Raw genomic sequence first — 25,301 nt, forward strand, 5'->3', positions numbered from 1 at the left:
GGTTGCTTCGTGGGCGTTGGGTCTATGACGGTTACGCCAACACCACCTCAATCCCCCGCCCCCTCAACTGATCTACGATGGCCTGATCGGCGCCGCTGTCGGTGATCAGCACGTCCAGCTGCTCCACCGGCGCAATGACGGACAGGTTGCGCTTCATCAGCTTGGACGCGTCCGCCACGGCCACGACCTGGCGGCTGATCTTCATCATCTGGGCGTTGAGCTGCGCTTCGAGCAGATGGGGCGTCATCAGGCCGATGTCGGGGTCGAGGCTGTCGACGCCGAGGAAGAGGCGGTCGGCATACAGGCCCTGCAACGCGGCCACGGCCTGGGGGCCGGACAGCGAGAAGGAGTTGGGCCGCAGCTGCCCACCCGGCATGATGAGGTTGATGTGCGGCACGGTCGCCAGCAACGCGGCAATGTTCAGCGCGTTGGTGATGACGTTCAACTGCGTCAGCCGCAGGCCGCGGATCTGCTTGGCGATCTCTTCGGTGGTGGAGCCGGAATCGAGCAGGATGGTCTCGCCATCGCGGATCATCTTGGCGGCCTCTGTGGCGATGCGCACCTTCTGCTCGTGGCGAAGCTTCTGCTTCACGCCGATGGGCACTTCCTCGGTGTCGCGTTGGGCCAGTGCGCCGCCGTGGGTGCGCAGCACGGCGCCGGTGGAGGCCAGCGAGTTCAGGTCGCTGCGGATGGTGACGACGGAGGTGCCGAAGCGCTCGGCCAGCTCATCCACCGTCACGCGGCCCTGGCTCTGCACCAGCTCACGGATCAGCCGGCGCCGCTCGTCGATGAGGAGCGGGCTTTCGGTTTTCGCGGGCAGTGAGAGGGAGGCGGGCATGCGGGAATAGAAGGCGGGGCCGACTTTCGAATGATATCGACGGCTTAGCTGTCCAACCTGGCCAGCGCCTCGGGCGCTAACGGCCGGCCGGCCAGGCGCGCCGCATACAGAGCCGCGCCGAGTTCGGGCCCGAAGCGCGGCGTCTTCAGCACCGACCCCGGCAGACGTCGCGCGAGCGCCGCCTGCAGCGGCCCCAGCACCAGCTCGCCGGCCGCGAACACGCCGCCGGAGTAGGACACCGGCACCGCCTGAATGGCGGTAACACCGAGACTTCGCGCCGCGCCGGCGGCGAGAGCGGCCAGCTCATCCCCCGCACGCACGAGTAGCTGGCGGGCCAGCACGTCGCCCGCGTGGGCGGCGGCTGTGGCCAGGCGGGCGACCTGGGCGAACTCGCTGCGCGCCGCGCTGCCGTTGATCTCGCCGCAAAGGTCGAGGTCGTGCTTCAGTTCGAAATGCTCGCGCACCAGGCCGAGCAGCGGGCCGGGCTCGGTGCGGCAGTCGGCCATGCGCGAGAACAGGGCCAGCACCTCGCGCGCCAGCCAATGGGCCGAGCCTTCGTCGCCGAAGACCTCGCCCCAACCGCCGCAGCGCGCGCCGCGGCCCATCCATTCGCCATAGGCGATGGAGCCAGTGCCGGCGACAAGGCTGATGCCGTCGGCGCCGGCCAGCGAGCCGGCCCAGCTGCAGATCATGTCGTTGCCGACGCGGCTGTGCGGCACCACGCCGGTGAGCAACGCGTCGAAGGTGGCGAGCAGTTCGCTGTCCTCGCCATGCGCGGGCAGGCCGGCGAAGGTGTAGCTTACGTCGCTGGCCGACACGCCCGCCTGTCGCAGCGCCGCTTGCACGCCGTCGCGCAGCAGGGCCCGCAGCGCGTCGAAGCCGATCTCGATGTAGTAGCTCGTCGTCGACTCGTGGCGGGCGAGCAGGCGGCCGATCTCGTCCACGAGGACGAAGGCGGTCTTGGTGCCGCCGCCGTCGATGCCGAGGAAAAGTCCGCTCATGGGTGCCGCTGCTGGTTCACGGGGTGGATGGTGACACCGCTGACGACGCGGGTCACGGTGCCCGAGGCGCTGGGGTTGTCGGGCGTGATGCCGAGCTGCAGCGAGGCGAGCAGGGCCAGGCATTGCGCGAACACCAGGGCCACCGGCGCCAGCGCCAGGTCGGGGGCGCTGGCCGGCAGGGCCAGGGTCACGTCGTCGGCATGCGCGGCCTCGGCACCGTTGAGCGCGCTGGTGCGCAGGGCAAGCACGCGGGCCGGGCCTTGCTGGCGCAGTTCGCGCACCAGGTCGAGGTCGTACTGGCGGGTGTATGGGTCGTTGGACAGGATGATGACGACCAGCGTCTTGTCGTTCAGGATGGTCTTGGGACCGTGGCGAAAGCCCAGCGTCGAGTCGGCCATCGCGACGAGCTTGCCGTCGGTCAGCTCCAGCATCTTCAACGCGGCCTCGCGCGCCAGGCCCAGCAGGGTGTTGCTGCCAAGGAAGACGATGCGCTCGAAGGGCACGTCCGTCAGCGCGTAGAGGCGATCGCTTTCAGAGGCCACCAAGGTGGCGGCGGCCTGCGCCAGCGCTGTCACCGGGGCCAGGGGCAGGCCGAAGGCCCAGGCGGCGGCCAGCAGCATGCCGCTGAAGCTGGACGTCATGGCGAAGGCACGGTCGTTGGTCTCGTCGGGCAGCAGCAGCACCTTGGCGCTGGCCTGGCCGGCCATGCGGCGGTTCAGCGTGCCGTCGGCGGCGCAGGTGATGACGAGGTGGTGGCAGGTCTTGACGAAGCGGTCGGCCAGCTCCACCGCAGCCAGGCTTTCCGGGCTGTTGCCGGAGCGGGCGAAGGAGACGAGCAGGGTCGGCACCTCGGGCTGCAGGCATTGCTCGGGGCTGGAGACGATGTCGGTCGTGGCCACCGCCTCGACGCGGATGCCGGGGCTCTGGCCGAGCAACTTCAGCAGGGACGGTGCGAGGCACTGGCCGATGAAGGACGAGCTGCCGGCGCCGGTCAGCACGATGCGCAGCTGGGGCAGAGCGAGCAGCGGGTTCAGGAAGGCGTCGAGCGCCGGGCGCTCGGCCTGCAGTTGATCGTGGACCGTCTGCCAGACCGCAGGCTGGTGAGCGATCTCGCGTGCCGTGTGCGCGGCGCCGCGGTGGTCGAGGTCGGTGGGGTCGAGGTGAAGCAGGGTCATGGTTCAGGCGGCGCAGGCGTGCAGATAGGGGCGCAGGGCTTGGACAGTGCCGTCGCGCAGCAGGGAATCGGTGCCGATGGTGATGCGGCCGTCGCGCACCGCCTCGTACTGGCGCGGCAGGTACTGGCTCAACAGCGTCAGCGGCGGCGGCGCAGCATCCAGGCGGGCCAGCATGGTCCGGCAGGCCTCGCGCACGGCGGGGTGGGCCCAGTAGTAGCGAATGCGGTCGCTCAGCGAGTAGGCCAAGTCGACGTTCAGCCGCGCCGGGTCCTGGTAGTAGCCGCGCCAATGCTCCGGCTCGGCGCGCATCACGTCGAGCACGGTGTTGACGAGGCCTTCGCCCTGGCCCACCCATTCGCGCTCGACGGCGGCCAGGGCCCACAGCGTCTCGCGCAACGCGAAGGTCACGCCCGGGCCGACCTTGAGGATGGCGAAGTGGTCGCGGGCCAGCTGGGCCAGGCGCTCGGGGGTCTGGTAGTCGGTCGAGTGGGCTTCGAAGACGAGGCCGGGCTGGCTCTCAATGAAGGCGCTCAAGGCCCGCGCCTTCTCGGGGCGGTAGTCGATGACCTTGTGGTGGTCAAACTCCACGCCGGGCTGCACGACCATGGCGACGACGCGTTCCCAGGCCAGGTCCAGCCCCGCGCGGGCGAAGGCGTTGCGGTGCAGTTCCAGCGTGGAGGCGGCGGCCTCAGGCGATGTGACGGCCAGTTCGCCCAGGTCTTCATGCGCGCCGCCGGGCACGGGCACTTCGGTGCCGATGACGTAGACCGGCGGATCGCCACGGTCGGGTGCGTCCCGCCACGCCTGCTCGGCGGCGCGGCACAGGCGAACGGCGCGGGCGGCGATCTCGGGTTCGGGCAGCGGCACCGGGTCGCCGGCGCAGCTCATCGAGCAATCGAGATGGATCTTGCGAAAGCCTGCGCTCACATACTGCGCCACCATGACCTCGGCCTTGGCCATGGCGGCCTCGGCGGGCAGCTTGCGCCAGGCATTGGGGCCGAGGTGATCGCCGCCCAGCAGCAGCAGCTCGGGCGCCAGGCCCTCGAGCGCGGCCATGTCCATCACGTAGCGGCGGAAGTCCAGCGGCGTCATGCCGGTGTAGCCGCCGTCCTGGTTGACCTGGTTGGACGTGGCCTCGATGAGGGCTGGCCGGCCTTGCGCGGCGCATTCGCGCAGCGTGGCGGCGATGACGACGGGATGGGCGGAGCAGACGGACGGGATGCCAATGGCGGTGTCGCCGGCGGCGGCTTGCTTGTGGCGGCGCACGAGGTCGAGCATGAGCTTCATGCGGCGTCTCCTTGAACGGGTTGGGAAGAGGAAGAAGGGGTTTCGGGTTGCAGTGCCAATAGCAGTGCAGCGAGCAGCGCCAGCGCGACGCCGGCCAGCTTGCTGCCGCTGGGTGCGGTGCCGCTGAGGGCCATGGACAGCACCGCCGTCAGCAGCGGCGCGCCGGCATTGACCAGCGGCGACACCACCATGGCCTTGCCGTAGCGGAAGGCGTAGACCAGGGTCAGCGCGCCGATGGCGTTCAGCACCTGCGTCACGGCCGCCAGGCCGGGGCCTTGCCAGCCCCAGTTGATGGGCTGGGAGAAGTCGGTCATCGCCAGCGCCACCGGCACGCAGGCCAGGGCACCGACGGTCATGTAGAAGAAGATGCTTTCGGCGCTGCTGCCCGCATTGGCCAGCTTGATGAAGTAAGCCTGCAGGCCCCAGGCCACCAGCACGATGAGGGCCAGCAGGAACCAGGTGCCGAGTCCGGCGCCACCCTGGCCGAGCTGCAGGTCGAACAGCGGCAGCGAGCACAGCGCCAGTGCGATGCCGGTCATGCCCAGGCGCCCGGTGCGCTCGCCCAGCAGGCCGAAGGACAGGGCGATCGTCAGCGCCGGCGACAGCGACACGATCGGGAAGATGAGGTAGGCCGGGCCGGACTGCACCGCGCGGAACAGCAGCATCTGGCCGCCCGCGCCCAGCAGGCCCACGGTCAGGCCGAGCACCACGGAACGGCGGTCGCGCTCGATGCGCCAGCCACTGCGTGCCAGCACGATGACGGCGGGCGGAATCATGGTCAGCGCCCACACGACGTAGATCAGGGTGTCCGGAAAGCCGTGTTCCGAAGGCAGCCCGGCGAAGGCGCCCCAGACGCCCCAGAGCAGGGTCGTGATCAGCGTGTACGTGAGCCAGTTGCTCTGCATGGGTCGTCTTTCTATGTCTGCGATGTCTTTGTGACTTTCGAGCGAAAGCATAAACGAACAAAAACGAAAACACAACGGCGAAAGCTCTTTCGTATATCAAATCCCGCATGTGAGGGGCGAAATGCCGTATAGCTCGGGCCGACTCTCTATGTCAGCTCTGCGGAAGCCTTTCGTGGCATGATTCATCGAAAGCATTCGGCATCCGTGAAAACTCTATACGAAATCAAACGAAAGAATTCGTAGACTTGCGTCAAGCCGGTTCGAGGGGCATCCGAGGAGCCGGCACACCGCACCGGGGAGAGCTGCCCCCGGCATCCAAAGCAGATGACATCGTGCTGCCCTGATGGCAGCCCCGACACACAAGATCAAAGGAACTGTTCGATGAGTCCTCGCCTGCAACCCCGTTGTTTCGCGCTGCACCCGCTGACGCTGGCTGGCCTGGTGGCCTTGACCGCCTTCGGTGCCGTCGCCCCGGCCTGGGCCCAGGAGGCCGCCAAAGCCGAGACCGACAACACGCTGGATCGCGTCGAAGTGACCGGCACCCGCGCCAGCCTGCAGAAGTCCCTCGCGCTCAAGCGCAACGCCGCCGGCGTGCAGGACAGCATCAGCGCGACCGAGCTGGGCCGCTTCCCCGACAACAACGTGGCCGATTCGCTGAGCCACATCACCGGCGTGTCCATCTCGCGCACGGCGGGTGGCGAAGGCCAGAAAGTCAGCATCCGCGGCCTGGGGCCCGAGTACACGATCACGACCTTCAATAGCCGCCTGCTGGGCACCGACAGCGCCGGCCGCTACTTTGCCTATGACGTGCTGCCGGCCGACGTCATCAGCGGCGCCGACGTCGTCAAGTCCGCGCAGGCTTCCCTCGTCGAAGGTGCCATTGGCGGCCTGGTGAACCTGCGCTCGGCCAGCCCCTTCGACCAGAAGGGCCAGCGCGGCCTGCTGCGCGTGGAGGCCGACCGCAACCAGATGAGCAGCCTGAACGGCACCAAGCTGTCGGGCACCTACAGCAACACCTTCGGCGACCAGGTGGGCGTGTTGCTCGGTGTGGTGTATGCGAAGCGCGATGTGCGCACCGACACGGCCGGCAATGATGGCGGCTGGTCGCGCAACCCGGCGCCGAACAAGCCGGAGCTTTTCTGGCCCTGGGGCAACACCTGGGGTGGCGCCATCGACCCCAACGGCAACGGGCAGCTGGACCCCGACGAGGAAGGCCTGATCGGTCCGGGCCAGTTCCGCTTCGGCACCATCATGGAGAAGAAGGAGCGCATGGCGCTCTCCGGCAAGGTCGAGTGGCGGCCCAGCAGCGACGTGAAGGTCGTCGTCGACGGCTTCAAGACGCGGCTGGACTCGCCGCAGGTCGGCTACCAGCTGTCCTTCTATCCGCTGTACGCGCCGGGCCGCTGGTCCAACATGAAGATCACCAACGGCGTGGTCACCGACTTCACGCTGGCCAACCCCGACCCGGAGATGGCGCTCAACCCCGAGCTGCTGAACAAGACCGAGTACCGCGTGGTGGACACCGCGATGTACGGTGCCAACGCGGAATGGAAGATCTCGCCCACGCTGAAAGCGACGGGTGACATCTACAAGTCCACCTCCAAGCGCCACTCCGGCGGCAACGACAGCTATGTCGTGCTGCGCATGAACCAGCCCAATGTCACGCGCATCCAGCTGACGGGGGCGGCTGTGCCCGATGTGAAGACCACTTTCACCGACGGCCGCGACCTGCAGACCGGCCTGGCGCAAGGCCTGTTCAAGGCCAGTGACTTCAACACCCACTACTTCAGCCTGGCCGGCGACAACATCGATGACAAGATCGATGGCGCCACCGGCAATCTCGAGTGGAAGCTGGACCGCTTCTACATCGACCAGCTGAAGTTCGGCCTCAGCCAGACCAACCGCAAGAAGTCGCGCGACCTCATCAACAACGCCTTCAACGCGGGCGACGGCCACTACTCGGGCGCCAACGCCATCAACGTCGGCGCGCTGGGCGGCAATGTCATCAACCAGACGTTGAGCCCGTCCGGCTTCATGGACGGCGTCAGCGGCAACTTTCCGCGCAGCTTCCTGGGCTTCGACATCAACACCTACCTGCAAGCGCTGCAGGCCTACGACGGCAAGCCCCGCCCGGGCGGCGGCACTTACGACTTCAGCAAGGCGGCGCCGGCCTGGAACCCGCTGGAGAGCTACCGCGTGACGGAGAAGACGACCACCGCCTTCGTGCAAGCAGACCTGTCGGGTGACGGCTGGAACGCGGATGTCGGCGTGCGCTTCGTGAAGACCAAGACCACCTCCCAGGCCTGGGACGCCAAGATCGTCGACATCATCGAGAACGGCGCGTTCAACTACACGGCCGTCTACGCGCCACCTTCCGTTCTGCAGCAGGAGTCGAGCTACAACTTCGCGCTGCCGTCGGTCAACTTCACCTGGCTGATCACCAACGATCTGCAACTGCGCCTGGGCGCGGCCAAGACCATGGCCCGCCCGTCGGTGGACAAGCTGGCGCCGACGAGCACGACGCAGAGCATCTCCTGGGGCGACTTCACGCAGGTGTTCGGCGGCAACGCCAACCTCAAACCCTACAGCGCCCGCCAGGCCGATGTGTCGCTGGAGTGGTACTACGCCAAGGACTCGGCCCTGAACTTCGCCGTCTACCAGAAGAACATCAAGAACCAGATCACCAGCGAGTACCTGACGGGGCAGAACATCGGCGCGCCGGGCGGCCGGCTGTTCAATGTCAGCCGCCCCATCAATGGCGACAAGGCCACCGCGCGCGGCTTCGAGATCGGCCTGCAACACCTGTTCGACAACGGCTTCGGCGTGCGAGCGCAGTACACGCGCAACAAGTCGCGCAGCTGGGTGGGCGGCGAGGAGCGTGCGCTGGAAGGCATCGCGCCGGCCACGTCGTCGCTCGGCCTGCTGTACGAGAAGGGCCCGTGGAGCATGAGCGCCACGGCCGACCACACCGACGCCTTCGTCACCGCCACCAACGTGCTGGGCGCCGGCTTCAACGAGCGCGCCAAGGCCGTGACCTGGGCGACGGCCCAGATCGCCTACGAGGTCAACAAGTGGCTGCGCCTGAGCATCGAAGGCAACAACCTGACCGATGCGACGCAGGAGTACACGCTGGGCAACGACAGCGTGAAGCTGCCTCAGGGCTATTACCGTTATGGCCGCTCGTTCACGGTCGGCGCCTCTATAAAGTTCTGATGCGACACCTTGTCTCCTCCGTTGCCGCCCTGCTTGCCGGGGCGGCTTTTTTGCCGGCGATGGCGGCCGAGCCCAGCTACACGATGGCCGACTACAGCCGTGTCGTGAAGATCGACACCCACCTGCATCTGCACAACCCCGCGCCGGCCTTCATGGCGGCGGCCAAGCGCCAGAAGTTCAAGGTGCTGACGATCAACGTCGACTACCCCGACTTCCCGCCGCTGGGCGATCAGCAGCGCGTGGCGATCGAGCTGCAGAAGCAGTTCCCCAAGGACGTGGCCTGGGCGGCCAGCTTCTCGGTGGACGGTTCGGACCAACCTGCATGGCTTCCCGCCACGCGCCAGCGCATCGCGGCGGCCATGAAGGCCGGCGCCGTCGGTGTGAAGGTGTGGAAGAACATCGGCATGGGCCTGCGGGGTGTCGACGGCAAGCTGGTGATGATCGACGACGCCCGCTTCGCGCCGCTGTTCGACGACTTCGCCAAACAGGGCATCCCGCTGCTGGGCCACCAGGGCGAGCCGCACAACTGCTGGCTGCCGCTCGAGCAGATGACGGTCAACAATGACCGCGAGTACTTCAAGGCGCACCCGCAGTACCACATGGCCCTGCGCCCCGAGATGCCCAGCTGGGAAGCCCAGATGGCCGCGCGCGACCGCATGGTGGCCGCGCATCCGGGCCTGCGTTTCGTCGGCGTGCACCTGGCCTCGCTGGAGCGCAACGTGGACGAGCTGGCCGCCTTCCTCGACCGGTTCCCCAATGCCGTGGTGGACGTCGCCGCGCGCATCGGCCAGCTGCAATACCAGAGCCAGAAGGACCGCGAGCGGGTGCGCCGCTTCTTCATCAAATACCAGGACCGCGTCATGTACGGCAGCGACATGTCGCAGGCGCCCGACCAGGACGGCACCGCGCTGGCCCGCGAGGCTGAGGGCGTGTGGCGCATGCACTGGCGCTACTTCAACACCGCTGACAGCTTCAAGGTGGCCGACCTCGACAAGCCGGTGAAGGGGCTCGCGCTGCCGCGTGAGGTCGTCGACAAGCTTTACCACCTGAACGCCGAGCGGACATTCCCCACGGCCTGGGGCGGCAAGCGATGACGGCACGACGGGCGTTTCTGCAGTGGCTGGGCGCTGCGCCACTGGCCACGCAGTTGCCGCTTGCCCGAGCTGAGGGCAAGGGCCATGTGCGCGTGCAGGACGGCGCGCTGTCGCTGCAGTTCGATGAGCAGATGCGCCGCCGCGTCGTCAGCCTGCTGGGCAAGCTGCCGGTCGAGTTGACGGGCTTTGATGCCAGTGAGCATCTGGTCGTTAAGGGCAAGGCGCTGGCACGCTTTGCGCTGAAGCAGGCCGAGCCTGGCAAGGCCACCACGCCTTTCGGCGCCGGCCAGACGCTGCGCCTTGTCGGTCGCTCTTCCGACGGCATCGAGAAGCGCGTGACCGTCACGTTGCTGGACGAGCACCCCGGCGTCGCACTGCTGGACGTCGCCTATGTCAACACGAGCGACAAGCCGCTGGCCATCGACGCCTGGGTCAACGCTGCCCACCGCCTGGCCGCCGCGCCGCGCCACGCCGGTGGCTACTGGACCTATTCGGGTGCCAGCCACGCCGACCGCCGCGACTGGGTGCAGCCTGTCAAGCGCGGCTTCGAGCAGCGCAACTTCATGGGCATGAATGCGTCGGACTACGGCGGTGGCACGCCGGTCGTCGATGTCTGGCGGCGGGATGTCGGCCTGGCCGTCGGCCATCTGGCCCTTCACCCGCAGCTCGTCGCGCTGCCCGTGAAGGCCAGCGGCGACCAGGTCGACATTTCTCTGCGCGGCGACGCACCGCAGACGTTGGCGCCCGGCGCCACGCTCACCACGCCGCCCAGCTTCATCGCCGTGCACCGCGGCGACTTCTTCGTGCCGCTGGACCGCTACCGCCGTCTCATGGCCGCGCAAGGCCTGGTGGCCCCCGAGCCGCCATCGAGCGCCTACGAGCCGCAGTGGTGCGCCTGGGGCTATGAGCGCGACTTCTCGCTCGACTATGTGCGCGCCACGTTGCCCAAGGTGCAGGAGCTGGGCTTCAGGTGGGCGGTGCTGGACGACGGCTGGCAGGTCAAGACCGGCGACTGGACACCCGACCTCGCCAAGTTCCCCAAGGGCGAGGCCGACATGAAGGCGCTCGTCGCCGACATCCACGCCCGCGGCATGAAGGCGCGCCTGTGGATTGCGCCGCTGGCCGTGGCGCCCGGCAGCGACGAGCTGCACGACCACACCGACCTGCTGCTGCTGGACAAGGACGGCGCGGTGCAGAACGTGACGTGGTGGAACAGCTTCTACCTCTGCCCGGCCTACGAGAAGACGCAGGCCCGCCTGGCCGCCACGGTGAAGAAGATCATCGGCGACTGGGGTTTCGATGGCCTCAAGGTCGACGGTCAACACCTCAACGGCGTGGCGCCTTGCTTCAACCCCGCGCACAAGCATGCGCGGCCAGAAGACGCGGTGGAAAAGCTCGCCGACTTCTACAAGGTCATGCACGCGTCGGCCCACGCGGCCAACCCGGAAGCGGTGGTGGAGGTCTGCCCCTGCGGCACCGGCTATGCCTTCCACAACATGCCCTTCATGGACCAGGTGCCGGCGTCCGACCCGCTGTCGAGTTGGCAAGTGCGCCACAAGGGCAAGACGCTGAAGGCGCTGATGGGCCCCTGGGCCGCCTACGCGGGCGACCACGTGGAGCTGAGTACGGGCGGGCATGACTTCGCATCCAGCGTCGGCATCGGTGCCGTCGTCGCCAGCAAATTCACTTGGCCGGTGGACCCCAAGCCCAAGGACTCCTTCCTGCTGACGCCCGAGCGCGAGCAGCACTGGCGCCAGTGGGTGAACCTGTACAACCGCCAGCGCCTGGCCGAAGGCCGCTACCGTGGCGAGCTGTACGACCTGGGCTTCGACAAGCCCGAGACGCATGTTGTGGAGCAGGGCGGGGCGCTGCATTACGCGTTCTATGCGGAGCGCTGGGACGGCCCGGTGACCCTGCGCGGCCTGAGTACTGGCCGCTGGACGCTGCGCGACGCGGTGACAGGCAAAGAGCTGGGCAAAGTCGCCGCCGACAGACCCACGCTGCCCGTGAGCTTCACGCACAGCCTGCTGATCGAAGCGCGGCCTGAAGTGCCCGACACGCTGCCCGTCGCCTTTGCCGGCAAGGTCACGCAAATCGGCGCCGACGGCTTCCCGCTCGCCTCGCAATGGGCCGATGCGCCGGCCACCTTCTTCCGCCACGACTGGCAGGGTAAGGCGCTCGCCGGCCCGCAGTCCACCCGCGTGCAAATGCTGCGGGCGCCAAGCCAGCTCTGTCTGCGCTTCATCTGCAAGTTCGAGGCGCTGAGCACCTTCGACCGCCCGGGCTCGGCGACGGACATCTGGCCGCTGTGGGAGCGTGACGTCGTCGAAGTCTTCCTGCAGGCGCCGGACCGCGCAGGGCTGAAGAGCTATCGCGAGGTCGAGGTGTCACCCAACGGCCTGCTGCTGGAGATCGCCGTCGAGGCCTCGGGCAAGAAGCGCATCGTTGGCGAGAGCCGGGCCAAGGCGCACATCGACGCCAAGCACAAGGTGTGGACGGCCGAGCTGGGCGTGCCAATGCAGAGTGCAGGCGGTGCCGAGGACGGCTGGCGGCTCAATCTGTTCCGCGTCGAAGGCCAGGGTAGGGGTCGTGTCTACTCCAGCTGGAGCCCGACGCACACGCCCGAGCCCGACTTCCACCTTCCCGCCGCCTTCGGCCGCCTGATGACCCGCACCGTATGAAGCATCGCCTCGCCCCGATCACCCTCGCCCTGACCCTGCTCCTTGCCACCGCCCATGCGCAGCAGCAACCCCTGGCCTCCACCGGCCGCTGGGCCCATCAGGGCGTCGGCAGCGCGCCGACGCCACCGATGGGCTGGTCGAGCTGGAATGCCTTCCACATGGACCTCACGGAGCAGAGGGTGCTTGACTCGGCCCAGGTCATCGTCGACACCGGGCTGGCCGCGGCGGGTTACAGCAACATCAACATCGACGACGGCTGGTGGCGGCAGCGCCGCGCGAGCGACGGCCGCATGCAGGTGCGCACGAATCTGTTCCCGAGCGCGGGCACCGGCGGCGCGGCCGGCACGTCGCTGCGCCCCTTCACTGACAAGATCCACGCGATGGGGCTGAAGGCCGGCCTGTACTCCGACATCGGCCGCAACGCCTGCTCGCAGGCCTACAACACCGACAGCCCCAACCTGCCCGAAGGCAGCCAGGCCGAGCGGGAGGTGGGGCTGATGGACAACGTCGAGCGCGACATCGCGCTCTACTTCGGCGACTGGAACTTCGACTTCATCAAGGTGGACGGCTGCGGGCTGTCGTCGTACGGCAAGGACCGCCCCCCGGTCACGTCGGGCCGCTTCCGCGAGTTCGGGCCGACGGTCGTCGAGGGCAATGCCAACCAGTCCGACATGGACGGCGCCCACGCCCTGTACGGTCGCGTCACGCAGGCGTTGCGCAGCGTGCGGCCGCGTGGCGACTACGTGCTGTCGGTCTGCCTCTGGGGCGCCGCCAATGTCCGCAGCTGGGGCGCCGAGGTGGGCACGATGTGGCGCACGAGCCGCGACATCGCGCCCAGCTTCTCGCAGATGGTGCACAACTTCGACACCGTGGCAACGCGCGAGTTCTACGCCGGCCCGGGCCGCTGGAATGACCCCGACATGCTGGAGATCGGCAACGGCGACTTCGACGGCAATCACCTGCTCGAAGCCCGTACCCACATGGGCTTGTGGGCCATCGCTGCCGCGCCGCTGATGATCGGCACCGACCTGTCGAAAGCCTCGCCCGCCCTCATCGACGTGCTGAAGGCACCCGAGGTCGTCGCCATCAACCAGGACCCAGCCGGCCATCAGGGCGTGCTCGCCTATGCCGACAGTGACCGGCAGATCCTCGTCAAGAGCTTGGCCGATGGACGCAAGGCCGTGCTGCTGTTCAACCGCACGGGTGCTGCCGCCAAGTTCACGCTGACCGCCGAACACCTGAAGATGGACGCGACAGCACCCGTCGCGCTGCGCGACGCCTGGGCTCGCGCCGATGCGGGCACGTTCACGGACAAGCGCGAGTTCGAGCTGAAGCCGCGCGAGGCGCTGCTGTTCACCGCCACCGGCAAGCACCTGCTGCCGCGCGGCTATTACGTGTCGGAGCGACCTGGCAACGTCTACGTGGCGCGCGACGGCATCCGAGCGCTGGAGCAGGATCCCATCGGCTACCGTGCGCTGGCGTCCTGGTCCACCACCGACAACGGCGGCACCCGCCCGGCCTACGCCGGCTGGGGCGCGCCGCGCGCCGACTCGACGCCCTATGACCAGGCACTCAGCGTGCAGCGCCAGGCCTTCCGCCATGGCGTCGGCGTGCTGGCCGATTCGCGGCTGCAGGTGCAGGTGCCCGCCGGCTCGCAACGCTTCGTTGCCCGCGTCGGCGTGGACGACTCGACGCGCGGCAAGACCGCTGCGGTCAGCTTCGAAGTCTGGGGTGATGGCCGCCGCCTCGCGGCCACCACGCCCACCAAGTTCAACCAACCGGCGCGCGAACTCAGCGCCGACCTGCGCGGCGTGAAGCTGATCGAGCTGATCGCGCGCCAACACGGGGCCGACACCACGGGCCCTGTCGTCGTGACCTGGGGCGACGCTCGCATCGAGTAGTCGCCAAGCACAACTCTCTTCCCTCGCCTTTTGGCACCGGTCGCGCCGGTGCCCCGGCTGCGCTCGCGCTGACGCAGCCCGGCCCCTCCCGTTCAGCGCTCCGTCGTTCATGAGGAGAACCCGATGCCATCCATGCGTCCCTGTCCCTTGCCCCGCGTTCGCGCGGGGTTGCAGCTCACCTTCCCGCTCGCCCTGCTCGTTGCCTGGCCCGTCGCCGCGACCGCGGCGCCCCTGGTGTCCAACCCCCTGGGTGCCTGCCTGGAAACCAAGGTCGACACCTGGGACATCCGCCTGGCAACCTGCAATGGCAGCGCCGCGCAGGACTTCAGCCTCACGCCGGTCAGCACCGGCAGCAGCACCTACACCCTCAAGAACGCGCAGGCCAATCTGTGCGTCTCCGCCACCGGCACCAGCTCCGGGTCCTTCGTGGAGCTGAACACCTGCCAGCCCAGCCAGACGGGCCAGCGCTTCTCGGTGGTGGCGCTGGCGGGCGGCTCGACCGCCCAGCTCAAGCTGGCGGCCAACAACCTGTGCCTGACCGCGCCGACTCAACTGGCCCAGGTTGGTTTCTCGGTCGCGACCTGCAAGAGTGGCGATGCGAACCAGGCGTGGCGGCTCGCAGCGCCTACGCCGGCACCCACGCCTGCGCCCACACCGGCGCCGACCCCCGCACCCACGCCCGCACCGACACCGGCACCCACGCCCGCTCCCACACCAGCCCCGACTCCAGCGCCTGCACCGGTCGAGACCAGCTTCACTGTCAGCACCGCCGAGATCGCCAACCCCGAGCGGGGCATGTACACCTGGGCCGCCGACAACCTGCTGCTGTGGACGCAGGCCGATGCGGATTCGCAGTTCCAGTCCGGCTACCGAGTCGTCTATGCCGCAGTGCGCCTGGACGCCTATGCCAACACCCCGCTGCCCGCCAGCCTGCTCACGCAGCTCTCGGACCGCTTCGCGATCGCGCGCCGCGCCGGCCTGAAGCTGGTGCCACGCTTTCTCTACAACTACCCGGCCAACGAGACCGAATACCAGAACGTGAAGGATGCGCCGCTGACGCGTGTGCTCGGCCACATCGACCAGCTCAAGCCGGTGCTGACGGCCAATGCCGATGTCATCGCCTATCTGCAGGCCGGTTTCATCGGCGCCTGGGGCGAGTGGCACACCTCGTCCAACAACCTCACCGCCGCCAGCCCGCGCACGCAGATCCGCGATGCGCTGCTGAATGCGCTGCCGGCCGACCGCTTCCTGCAGCTGCGTTACCCGCCTTACCTGATGCAGTGGGCGCCGCAGGTGCCGAGCTGGCGCGACGGATCGGCGGCCTCGCGCATCGGCGTGCACAACGACTGCTTCATGGCCTCGGCCACCGACGTCGGCACCTACAGTGAGGACGCTGCGACGCGCCAGAGCGAGCGCAACTACACGGCCTCGCTGTCACGCGTCGCCCCCTTCGGCGCGGAGACCTGCAACCCTGCAGATGAGGAAGGCGCGGTGCCGCGCACCAGCTGCACCGACATCCTGAACGAGGGCAAGCAGTTCGGCCTGACCTATCTGAACAACGACTACTACCGCGACCTCTTCCACACCAAGTGGGAGCAGCAGGGCTGCATGGCGGAGGTCAAGCGCAGCATGGGCTACCGCTTCGAACTCTCGACCTTGCGCCACAACGATGCGGTGACGGCCGGGCAGTCGGGCACCCTCCTGCTCACGGTGCGCAACAGCGGTTGGGCGCGCGCCTTCAACCCGCGTGCGGTGCAGCTGCTGCTCAAGCACAAGACCACCGGCGCCGTCGTGCGCATCGCGCTGCCAGCGGTCGACCCGCGCAGCTGGTTGCCCAACACGACGAGCACGGTGTCGGCGGGCTTCACGGTGCCGGCGGGAACGCCGACGGGCGCCTACGACGTGCTGCTCGCCCTGCCAGACGGCGCCGCATCGCTCAGTGCCGACGTGCGCTACAGCGTGCGCCCTGCCAATGCGGACAACACCGCCAAGGCCCAGGCCTGGGATGCGGCGCTGGGCGCCTTCCGTGCCGGCACGACGCTGACCGTCCGGTGAACAACCTTCTCCAGGAGAAACGAATGTCCAATTTCCAAATCAAGCTCGCCGCCGCGAGCCTGCTGACCCTAGGCGCCACGCTGGCCTGCGCCGCTCCGACCGGCTTCGGCATGGTGGCCTACTGGGGCGAGACGCCCAGCACCTATGGCGGCCAGATCCCGAGCGGCACCCAGGTCGTCATCAACCCCAACAGCGGCGCCACCGGACTCTCCGCCAGCCAGATCACCAACTGGAAGGCCGTCATCGCCAACATCCGCGCCCAGGGCGGCAAGGTGTTGGGCTATGTGGCCACCGGCTACGACTACAACACCGCCGACGAACTGGCCCGCTACAACGCGATCAACGCCAACCTGACCGCCTACAAGACGACGCTGGGCGGCGTGGATGGCTTCTTCTTCGACGAGGCCGCCTTCGACGACGCGGCGCTGACCGACACGCAGAAGTGCAGTGGCACGCCGCCGAAGTTCAGCGCCGTGCGCGCCAAGATGGCGGCCACCGGCACCAGCGGCACGGTGGTGTGGAACGCCGGCTGGCCGGGCGCCAGCAGTTGCTTCGTCAGCGCGGCCAGCTATGGCGAGCACCTCGTCATCTACGAGGCCAAGTACAGCGACTACGTGGCCGCGGCGAGCTGGCTCAACGGCGGCGTGCAGAGCCTGGCGGCATCGCTGGGCGTGAAGACCTGGCTGCTGGTGCACTCGGCCACCCAGGCCGAGATGCGCTTGACGCTCAAGGGCAGCGCGGCCAACTACGTCTACGCGACGAGCATGACCTACAACCCCAGCCTGCCCTGGGGCGGCCCGATCTGGAACTACACGCCGACCTACTGGGGCAACAACAGCCTCTCTGGCTCGGAGCGTTGGTGCCTGAACAGCCTGAAGAACGGCGGCAGCTGCTGAGGAAAGGAAGGAATATGAAGCGTTTGAAAACCCTCATCGCTGCACTAGCCCTTGCAAGCGCGGCGCCCTTCGCGTCGGCCATCGAGATCATCGTGCCGGCGTACTTCTATCCGTCCTGGATGCCGTCGCTGAACGAGTGGCACCAGCTCACCTGGGCCGCCCAGCAGGGTGCGCAGGTCACGGCCATCATGAACCCGGGCAACGGGCCGGGCCTGGCCTCCAACAGCGACTACGTGGCCTCGGTCAACGAGTTCCGCGCCGCGGGTGGCAAGGTGATCGGCTATGTCTACACCTGCTATGGCGTCAACCACTGCACCTCGGAAGTGCCGCCGACACGCTCGACGGGCGAGGTGCTGGCGGACGCCCAGAAGTATGCGAACTGGTATGGCGTGGACGGCGTCTTCCTCGACGAAATGGCGACGCAGCCGGGCGCGCTGCCGTTCTATCAGACCGTCAGCAACAGCCTGCGCGCGGCGCATCCGGGCTGGGAGATCGTCGGCAACCCGGGCGTGACGCCCTCTGCCGGTTATGTGCCGCTGGCGAACACGCTGATGAGCTTTGAAGGCTCGTACAGCGACTTCATCAACGGTTCCTTCCTGAGCGGCTTGATGAATGCGGCATCGACCGGCGCCATCGTGCATAGCGTGGCGACGGTGGCCCAGATGCAGCAGGTGATGGGCCTGGCCAGGCAGCATGGGCTGGGGGCGATCTACGTCACCGATGGGACGATGGCGAGCGGCAATCCGTATCTGCATCTGCCGAGCTATTGGTCGGCGGAGGTGGCGGCCGCGGCGGTGCCGGAGCCGGCGCAGGCGGGGATGCTGATGGCCGGGCTGGCCTTGATGGCCGGTATCGTGCGTCGGCGCCGTCGCTGAAGGAAAAAGGCGAGGCGCCTTTCGACGCCTCGCCCTCTGCTTAGGCGGCCAAGGCCGCGACGCTCTTCGGCGCCTCGGCGTAGTGGCCCAACTGCATCGTGAACTGCGCGCGACCTGAGCTGATCGCGCGCAGATGCCCGATGTAGCCGAACATCTGCTCCAGCGGCACCTCGGCGCTGAGCACGACGGCGTTGCCGCGTGCATCCTGGCTATGCACATGGCCACGCCGGCGCAGCAAGTCGCCGATGACGTCGCCGAGATAGTCGGCCGGCGTGATGACCTCGACGGCCATCACCGGCTCCAGCACCACGGGCGAAGCCTTCAGCACCGCCTCGCGCAGAGCCGCCGCCGCCGCCAGCTCGAAGGCCAGCGCCGACGAGTCGCGCACGTGGTGGCTGCCGTCTACCAGCGTCGCCTCGAAGTCCACCAGCGGATAGCCCGCGAACGGGCCAGCCTGCGCGGCGCGGCGGATGCCAGCCTCCACCGCCGGGATGAACTCGCGCGGGATCGCGCCGCCCACCACCGTGTTCTCGAAGCGAATGCCTGTACCGCGCGGCAACGGCGCCACGCGCAGCGTCAACTCGGCGAACTGGCCGGGGCCGCCGCTTTGCTTGCGGTGCAGATGGCGCACCTCGGCCGTGCCCGCGATGGTCTCGCGATAGGCGACCTGGGGTCGGCCGACCTGCACCTCGACGCCAAAGCGCGCACGCAGCTTCTCGATGGACACCTCGAGCTGAAGCTCACCCATGCCGGACAACAGCGTCTGGCCCGAATCCGGGTCCTGGCGCAGTCGCAGTGACGGGTCTTCGCGGACGAGCATGCCCAGGCCCTTGGACAGGGCCGCGGCATCGACATGCTTGCGTGGCTCGATGGCGATGTCGATGACGGCCTCGGGCACGGCGATGCTTTCCAGCACTGGGGCATCCTTGGTCGACGCCAGCGTGTGGCCGGTCAGCACCTCCTTCAGGCCCACGACGCCCGCGATGTCGCCCGCGACGAGTTCGTCGCGCTCGACGCGCCGGTCGGCATGGATCTCGTACAGGCGTGACACGCGCTCGGCCTTGCCGGTGCTGGCGTTGAACACGGTGTCGCCGCGCTTGAGACGGCCGCTGTAGACGCGCACGAACACCATCGCGCCGTGGTCATCGGCGGTCAGCTTGAAGGCGAGGGCAGACAGCGGGCCCTCGGTCGCCGCGGCGGCCGGACCTTCGCCAGGGCTGGGCAGGTAGGCGACGACGGCGTCCAGCAGCGGCTCGACACCACGGTTGCGGAAGGCCGAGCCGGCCAGCACGGGTACGAAAGCGCCCGCGATCGTGCCGCGGCGCAGGGCCGCACGCAGCGCATCCAACGGCAGCTCGTCGCCACGCAGCCAGGCGTCGAGCAGTGCGTCGTCCTGTTCGGCCGCAGCTTCCAGCAGGCGTGCACGCGCGGCCTCGGCGGCAGGCAGCAGCTCGAGCGGGAGGGCTTCGATACGCGGCGGTGCCGAGGCGTCGTCACGGTCCCAGACCAGGGCCTGCATCGTCAGCAGGTCCACCACGCCGCGGAAGTCGCCTTCCGCGCCGACGGGCAGCTGCAGCGGCAGCGCGCGCACGCCCAGGCGTTCCTGCAGGGACGCGACGACGCGCAGGAAGTCCGCGCCGACGCGGTCCAGCTTGTTGATGAAGGCCAGGCGCGGCACGCGGTACTCGTCCGCGAGGCGCCAGTTGGTTTCGGTCTGGGGTTCGACGCCGGCCACGCCGTCGAAGACGACGACGGCGCCGTCCAGCACGCGCAGGGAGCGGCGCACCTCGATGTTGAAGTCGATGTGTCCGGGCGTGTCGATCAGGTTGATCTGCGTGCCCTGCCAGTGCACGGTGGTAGCCGCGCTGTGGATGGTGATGCCGCGTGCGCGTTCCTGGGGGTCGAAGTCCATCGTCGTGTTGCCGTCGTTGACGTCGCCGATGCGATGGTTTTCGCCCGTGTAGAACAGGATGCGTTCGGTGGTCGTGGTCTTGCCAGCGTCGACGTGGGCGATGACGCCGATGTTGCGCAGGTTGCGGAAGTTGTTCGAGTTCATGGTGATTCCAGATGCGGTGACTGTTGCCAGCCCCCGGTGGAACCACCTGGCAGGGCTAGCGCAAAGGCAGGACGCCGAAGCGCACGAGCGACGAGCAGGACTCAGCCGCGCTCCGGCGCTCGGGAATCGTGGCGATCAGCTTGTCGAAGGTGCGGGTGCGCATGGTTGAACTCAGATCAGAAAAACAAAACCCCGGAGGGACGAACCTGCCGGGGTTTGGATTGACCGGAAGGCTTGGCGCCTTCCGAACACGGTCGAAGGGGCGCTCAGGTGTTGAGGCGGGCTTGGATCGTGTGGTTGAACTTCATGATGGGTGGATTGTGGGGCTCGTCGGAATGTCAGGCGTAGCGTAGGGATTTCAAGCCCGCAGCGGCGTGGCCGCCAGCTGCGCCGTCGTCGCGTTGCGATAGGGCGCGCAGAGCTGCTCGACGTAGGCCTGGTGCTGCGGCAGCCCGGCCACGGTGCGCGACACCTTGAGGTGGATGTCACCGAGGAAGGTGGCCAGCTCCTGCTTGCCCATCAGGTCGGCCACCGGGTGGTAGCGCTCGGGCGTGATGCCCTGGCCCATCATGACCTGGACCCAGGAGTTTTCGGCAAACAGCTCGTCGCTGGGTCGGAAGACGCGGCCGGTTTCGCGGAAGAGGTCGATGCGGTGGCGCAGCGTGGCGGGCAGGTCCATCTCGCGCACATGCTTCCAGAGCTTGGAGTCGGTGCGCTCGTTGACGGTGTAATGCAGCACGATGAAGTCGCGGATGTGCTCCAGCTCGCGCTTGGACTGCAGGTTGAACTCGTCGACGTCGGACTGCTGGATGCCGCCCTGCGGGAAGGTCTGCATCAGGCGGATGGCGGCGCGCTGGATGAGGTGGATGCTGGTGGACTCCAGCGGCTCGACGAAGCCGCTGGCCAGGCCCACGGCGATGCAGTTGCGATGCCAGACCTTGTCGCGCTGGCCGGGCAGGAACTTGAGCACGCGCGGCTGGATCAGCAGTTCCCCCTCGACGTTCTTCTTCAGCACTTCGGGCGCGTCGGCGTCGCTGAGTTCCTTGCTGCTGTAGACCAGGCCATTGCCGACGCGGTTCTGCAGCGGGATGCGCCATTGCCAGCCGAAGGGGTGGCAGATGGAGCGGGTGTAGGGCCAGGCCTCGCGCACGGAGGCGGTCTGCACAGCCACGGCGCGGTCGCAGGGCAGCCAGTAGGACCAGTCCTCGTAGCCCACGCCCAGGGCTTCGCCGATCAGCATGGAGCGAAAGCCCGTGCAGTCGATGAAGAGGTCACCGTCGATGCGCGTGCCGTCCTGCATCTGCAGGGCAGTGATGTCGCCATCTTTGCCCTGCGGGCCGTCCATCAGCACGGCGCCGATCTTGCCCTCGATGCGCTGCACGCCGTAGCCCTCGCTCATCGCGCGCAGGTACTTGGCGTAGCGGCCGGCGTCCATGTGGTACGCGTAGTTCAGCCCATTGCGCGGCAGGTGGGCGAAGCGGTTGGCGTAGGCGGCGACCGTCTCGGGGTTGTAGTCGGTGTAGGTCTTGGACAGGCCTTCCGCCCGGCCCTTGAGCCAGAAGTGCTGGAAGCCGGCGCTCCAATGGTCGTTGCCTGTCGAGCCGAAGGAGTGGAAGTAGTCTTGGCCGATGTCCTTCCAGCCCTCGAAGGCGATGCCGAGCTTGAAGGTGGCGTTGGTGGCGGCCATGAACTCGGCCTCGTTGATGCCGAGCAGGTTGTGATACGTGTGCAGCGCAGGAATGGTGGCCTCGCCGACGCCGACAGTGCCGATCTCCTCGGACTCGACCAGCTTGATGTCGAGCCGCTTGCCAAGCAGCTTGCCCATCAGGGCGGCCATCATCCAGCCGGCGGTGCCGCCGCCGGCGATGACGACGCGGTTGAATTCCTTCATGGTGGTGTTCATCGTTTCAACTGGGTCAGGAGTTGCGCGCGGGCCTGGCGCGAAAGGGTGTCGTCGATGGGGCCGAGCAGGCCGCGGGCGGCCTCGGGGATGTGGGCCCAGGTGGACTCGTCGGCGCCAAAGACGAAATGCTGGAAGTGGTGCTGCCAGACGCGACGCTCCTTCTCGGGCAGGTCGCGCAGCGTCATCAGCGCCAGGTGCAGGGTGCTCAGCGGCGAGTCGACGTAGTCCGGCGTCTGGCGCCACCAGGCGTTGATGAGCAGGTTGACCGGCGCCAGCCCTTCGATGTGGTGGAACCACATGCTGGGGATGAAGATGGCGTCGCCGGGTTCGAGCTCGGCCACCTCGCCGGCGTCGAGCGCACGGGCGAAGCGCGGGAAGCGCTCGAGGTCGGGCTTCTCGAAGTCGACCAGGCTGACGGGCTGACCGGCAGGTGTCGGGTCGAGCGGGCCCATGTAGAGGTTGGCTATCTGCTCGGGCGGGAAGACCGTGAAGCGGCGCCGGCCGGCGGCGACGATGGCGAGGTTGTCCGGCAGGTCGTAGTGGGCGGCGATGCGGGTGCGGTTGCCCAGCCACAGGCTGACCAGCGCGTCGCAGTTGCCCAGGCCCAGCACGTTGGCATCGAGGAAGCTCGGCAGCACGGCCTCCACGGTCGTCGAGCCGACATAGAGGGCGGGTGGCTCGGGCGTTGCAGCCAGGCCGAGCAGGCCGGTCAGCACCTGGTCCAGCGTCGCGGCGTAGCGGCTGAAGTTGAAGCTGGTCAGCGTCTCGTCGGCATAGAAGACGCGGCCACGGGCCTCGGGCGCCAGCTGGAAAAGGCCGATGCGCACGCCGTTGTAGAAGCCCATCAGATAGCGGGCCAGGGCCTCGTCGGACTGACGTGCGGCCTGAACGACGGGCCAGTGCGCGAAGCCACCACGCACGACATAGGGCCGGTCGCCGGTCAGCAGTTCGGCGGGCAGGTTGTTCGGGTCGAAAGGCCCCGTCCAGGCCGGTACTGCTTGCATGATCAGAGCTTGCTTTGTCGCTCGACAAGGTCTTGCAACTGCTGCAGCGACGCGATCTGCATATAGATGGGCAGCAGATGGCCCTCGCGGGCCAGGGCTTCCAGCGCGTCGCCCGGCAAGGCGGCGAGGCGCTCCTCGTGGATGGTGAAGAGGCCCGACAGCCGGCCCGGCTCGCCGCTCGTCGATTCGATGTCGATGACGAAGGGCTCCAGCAACTGGTGGCGGGTCAGCGCCTCGATGAAGACGGGCAGGTGCTGGGCCTGGGCGTGCAGGTGCTCCATCAGCTGCACGACATGGTCGAGGTACTCGCTGAAGCCGCCGTGCGGCATGAAGATGGCGGTGCCGACCTCGCCATCCTCGGGCCGCACGATGCGCGGGCTGTCCATGTCGATGTGCAACTGCAGGCTGTCGTCTGGAGCGCGGCCGATCATGAAGGGATCGCGCTGCAGGGCCATGGGTACGACGGGGGCATCCCAGCCCGTGTCGGTCAGGAAGAGGTTCTGGCCTTCCTCCAGGCCGAACAGGGCGACGGGCTGGAAACCGGTCCCGGCTGCGGCGCCTTCAACCAGCTGGAAGACGATGGGGAAATGAGCCTGCAACTGGCGGAACTCGGCGGGCAGGGCCAAGGCCGACTGGCGCGCATCGCCCAGGGCGGCGGAGCGCTCGGCGTGGACGCGCAGATGGCGGTGGGTGACGTTGTCGAGCAGGGTGGGGCGGGTCATGTCTCGGTCTTGTGAATATGGTCGAGCAGGCTGCGGTGGCCGGGCAGGCCGGGCACGAAGCGGCGGGCCTGGCGGGAGGCTTCGTCGAAGCAGGCCTGGGCTGCCTGGAGTTTGGCGGCGGGCAGGCTTTCAGCGTCAGGGCGGAAACCCATGCCGTAGAGCACGTACTGGTAACTGGCCGAGGGGAAGACCTCGTCGATGCGGCCAAAGTCATGCCGCGCTGGTGCGCGCAGCTGCCACTGCGGCAGCAACTCGCGCAGGCGCTCAGGCCAGCTGGCCGGGTCGCGATGGGCGCGCCAGTAGTCGCTGTCGTCGCGTTGGCTGAGCGCGTAATGCAGCTTCAGAAAGTCGATGACGCGGGCCCAGCGGTAGCTGAAGTCGTCGTTGAAGCGGCGCGCGACGGCTTCCATGGAAGCGCGCGTCATCGGCAGCTCGTCGCACAGCCGCTGGGCGGACAACTCGACCAGGGCCAGGGCCGAGGCCTCCAGCGGCTCGATGAAGCCCGAGGACAAGCCGATGGCGACGCAGTTGCGCACCCAGAACTGTTCGCGGTAGCCCGGGTCGAAGCGGATGGAGCGTGGCGTGGGCCGCTCGGCCGGCGCACCGGTGGCGTCGAGATAGGCGGTCAGCGCCGCATGGGCCTCGTCGTCGCTGGCATGGGCCCGCGAGTAGACGCAGCCGACGCCGCGGCGCGAGGGCAGGCCGATGTCCCAGATCCAGCCCTTGGCCCAGGCGGTGGCGACAGTGACCGAGGCCAGCGGCGCGTCGGGTGTGGCGTAGGGCACCTGCACGGGCAGCGCGGCGTCGTTGAAGAGCACCTCGCGCTCGCTCTTCAACGGCACGCCGAAGTGCTGGCCAATGAGGCGCGACGCAAGGCCCGAGCAGTCGATGTAGAGGTCGGCCTTGAGCTCGCCGTGCTCGCGAGTTTGCAAGGCGGCGATGTCGCCGTTCTCGAGTGAGATGACGGCCTCAACATGGTCGATGACATGGTGCACGCCCAGCTTGGCAATCGCATGCTCGCGCAGCATCTGGCCGAACAAGCCGGCATCGAAGTGATAGGCGTAGTTGGCGACGGCCGCGAACTCGGGCGTCTGCACCTGCTTGGGCGCGCGGCCGGCCTCGCAGACCTGCACCGAGGGGCTGACGACGTCGGCAAAGGGGCGCTGGCCTTGGGTGGCCAGCCAGGCCTGCACGAGGTCCGCGTCGCCGTAGCCGACGGGCAGCATGAAGGGGTGGTAGTAGCGGTCGCCATCAGCACCCGCGGCACCACGAGCCCAGCCGTCGAAGCGTGAGCCCTGCTTGAACGAGACCTGGCAGCGGCGGATGAACTCGGGCTCGGACAGGCCGATGCGACGCAGCGTGTCGCGCATCGACGGCCAGGTGCCTTCGCCGACGCCGATGGTCGGCACATCGCTGGATTCGATCAGCGTGATGCGCAGGTCGGCATGCTCGGCTGCCAACAGGCCGGCTACGAGCCAGCCGGCCGAGCCGCCGCCCAGCACCACCACCTCACGCAGCCTGTCGTTCAAGATCTGGTCCCCAGAAGTAAAAAGGGCCGCTCGCGCGGCCTCGCCAAGCGGCGAACAAGGACGGTGCCCCAGAGCGCGAGCACCGCCGAACCAGACTTTGCCTCACAAGAAAGGAAGGGAGAGTCCCGACTTTCCTTGAGGACCGACCGCAGCCGGCCCTGAGGCT

At 68.1% G+C, this 25,301-nt stretch carries 17 protein-coding genes; 7 read left to right on the plus strand and 10 right to left on the minus strand.

Annotated features, from left to right (window positions below; translation table 11 throughout):
- Nucleotides 1-31 precede the first annotated feature (31 nt).
- The 5 genes from ACXJLH_RS09280 to ACXJLH_RS09300 are packed head-to-tail and all read right to left on the minus strand — an operon-like array spanning nt 32 to nt 5,206.
- Nucleotides 32-838 (minus strand): DeoR/GlpR family DNA-binding transcription regulator, encoded by an 807-nt coding sequence (locus ACXJLH_RS09280; RefSeq protein WP_457443627.1) that lies wholly within the window; start codon nt 836-838, stop codon nt 32-34.
- Between the two features lie 44 nt (nt 839-882).
- The gene (locus ACXJLH_RS09285; RefSeq protein WP_457443629.1) at nt 883-1,839 is read right to left on the minus strand and encodes an N-acetylglucosamine kinase; all 957 of its coding nucleotides are present in this window, start codon (nt 1,837-1,839) and stop codon (nt 883-885) included.
- Complete coding sequence (locus tag ACXJLH_RS09290) at nt 1,836-3,014, minus strand: SIS domain-containing protein (protein WP_457443631.1); 1,179 nt, start codon at nt 3,012-3,014, stop codon at nt 1,836-1,838. Before ACXJLH_RS09290 ends, ACXJLH_RS09285 begins: the two co-directional genes overlap by 4 nt.
- A 3-nt stretch (nt 3,015-3,017) precedes the next feature.
- Nucleotides 3,018-4,301: a D-tagatose-bisphosphate aldolase, class II, non-catalytic subunit gene (locus ACXJLH_RS09295; RefSeq protein WP_457443633.1), complete on the minus strand. Its 1,284-nt coding sequence runs from the start codon at nt 4,299-4,301 to the stop codon at nt 3,018-3,020.
- Nucleotides 4,298-5,206, minus strand: coding sequence for an EamA family transporter (locus tag ACXJLH_RS09300; RefSeq protein WP_457443635.1), 909 nt, complete (start codon nt 5,204-5,206; stop codon nt 4,298-4,300). Before ACXJLH_RS09300 ends, ACXJLH_RS09295 begins: the two co-directional genes overlap by 4 nt.
- A gap of 381 nt (nt 5,207-5,587) precedes the next feature.
- On the opposite strand from ACXJLH_RS09300, the gene ACXJLH_RS09305 reads away from it, so the two are divergent.
- The 7 genes from ACXJLH_RS09305 (at nt 5,588) to ACXJLH_RS09335 (ending at nt 17,921) form a co-directional block, all read left to right on the plus strand.
- Nucleotides 5,588-8,419 carry a TonB-dependent receptor gene (locus tag ACXJLH_RS09305; protein WP_457443637.1) on the plus strand — a complete coding sequence of 944 codons (2,832 nt, stop codon included), beginning with the start codon at nt 5,588-5,590 and terminating at the stop codon, nt 8,417-8,419.
- Nucleotides 8,419-9,513, plus strand: coding sequence for an amidohydrolase family protein (locus ACXJLH_RS09310; RefSeq protein WP_457443638.1), 1,095 nt, complete (start codon nt 8,419-8,421; stop codon nt 9,511-9,513). Before ACXJLH_RS09305 ends, ACXJLH_RS09310 begins: the two co-directional genes overlap by 1 nt.
- Complete coding sequence (locus tag ACXJLH_RS09315) at nt 9,510-12,194, plus strand: alpha-galactosidase (protein ID WP_457443640.1); 2,685 nt, start codon at nt 9,510-9,512, stop codon at nt 12,192-12,194. Before ACXJLH_RS09310 ends, ACXJLH_RS09315 begins: the two co-directional genes overlap by 4 nt.
- Nucleotides 12,191-14,095, plus strand: a complete 1,905-nt coding sequence (locus ACXJLH_RS09320) for an NPCBM/NEW2 domain-containing protein (RefSeq protein ID WP_457443642.1) — start codon at nt 12,191-12,193, stop codon at nt 14,093-14,095. Before ACXJLH_RS09315 ends, ACXJLH_RS09320 begins: the two co-directional genes overlap by 4 nt.
- Before the next feature lie 123 nt (nt 14,096-14,218).
- Nucleotides 14,219-16,150 (plus strand): DUF4832 domain-containing protein, encoded by a 1,932-nt coding sequence (locus ACXJLH_RS09325; RefSeq protein WP_457443644.1) that lies wholly within the window; start codon nt 14,219-14,221, stop codon nt 16,148-16,150.
- Nucleotides 16,151-16,173: 23 nt separating this feature from the next.
- A complete protein-coding gene (locus tag ACXJLH_RS09330) occupies nt 16,174-17,046 on the plus strand; it encodes a spherulation-specific family 4 protein (RefSeq protein ID WP_457443646.1) in 873 nt (290 codons plus the stop codon).
- A 14-nt stretch (nt 17,047-17,060) separates the two neighbouring features.
- Nucleotides 17,061-17,921, plus strand: coding sequence for a spherulation-specific family 4 protein (locus ACXJLH_RS09335; RefSeq protein ID WP_457443648.1), 861 nt, complete (start codon nt 17,061-17,063; stop codon nt 17,919-17,921).
- A 40-nt stretch (nt 17,922-17,961) separates the two neighbouring features.
- Here ACXJLH_RS09335 and fusA read toward each other — a convergent pair whose 3' ends face one another.
- From fusA to ACXJLH_RS09360, 5 genes are all read right to left on the minus strand, one after another.
- A complete protein-coding gene (gene fusA, locus ACXJLH_RS09340; RefSeq protein ID WP_457443650.1) occupies nt 17,962-19,977 on the minus strand; it encodes an elongation factor G in 2,016 nt (671 codons plus the stop codon).
- Between the two features lie 358 nt (nt 19,978-20,335).
- Nucleotides 20,336-21,880, minus strand: coding sequence for a tryptophan halogenase family protein (locus ACXJLH_RS09345; RefSeq protein WP_457390400.1), 1,545 nt, complete (start codon nt 21,878-21,880; stop codon nt 20,336-20,338).
- Entirely contained in the window at nt 21,877-22,884 is a 1,008-nt protein-coding gene (locus ACXJLH_RS09350; RefSeq protein WP_457443652.1) for a cupin-like domain-containing protein, read from the minus strand. The genes ACXJLH_RS09345 and ACXJLH_RS09350 overlap by 4 nt, the downstream gene beginning before the upstream one ends.
- A gap of 2 nt (nt 22,885-22,886) precedes the next feature.
- Nucleotides 22,887-23,606 (minus strand): SapC family protein, encoded by a 720-nt coding sequence (locus ACXJLH_RS09355; RefSeq protein WP_457321309.1) that lies wholly within the window; start codon nt 23,604-23,606, stop codon nt 22,887-22,889.
- On the minus strand, nt 23,603-25,135 hold the full coding sequence (locus tag ACXJLH_RS09360) for a tryptophan halogenase family protein (protein WP_457443654.1): 1,533 nt from the start codon (nt 25,133-25,135) through the stop codon (nt 23,603-23,605). The genes ACXJLH_RS09355 and ACXJLH_RS09360 overlap by 4 nt, the downstream gene beginning before the upstream one ends.
- Between the last annotated feature and the right edge of the window lie 166 nt (nt 25,136-25,301).

It is taken from the genome of Roseateles sp. P5_E4 (assembly GCF_054049255.1).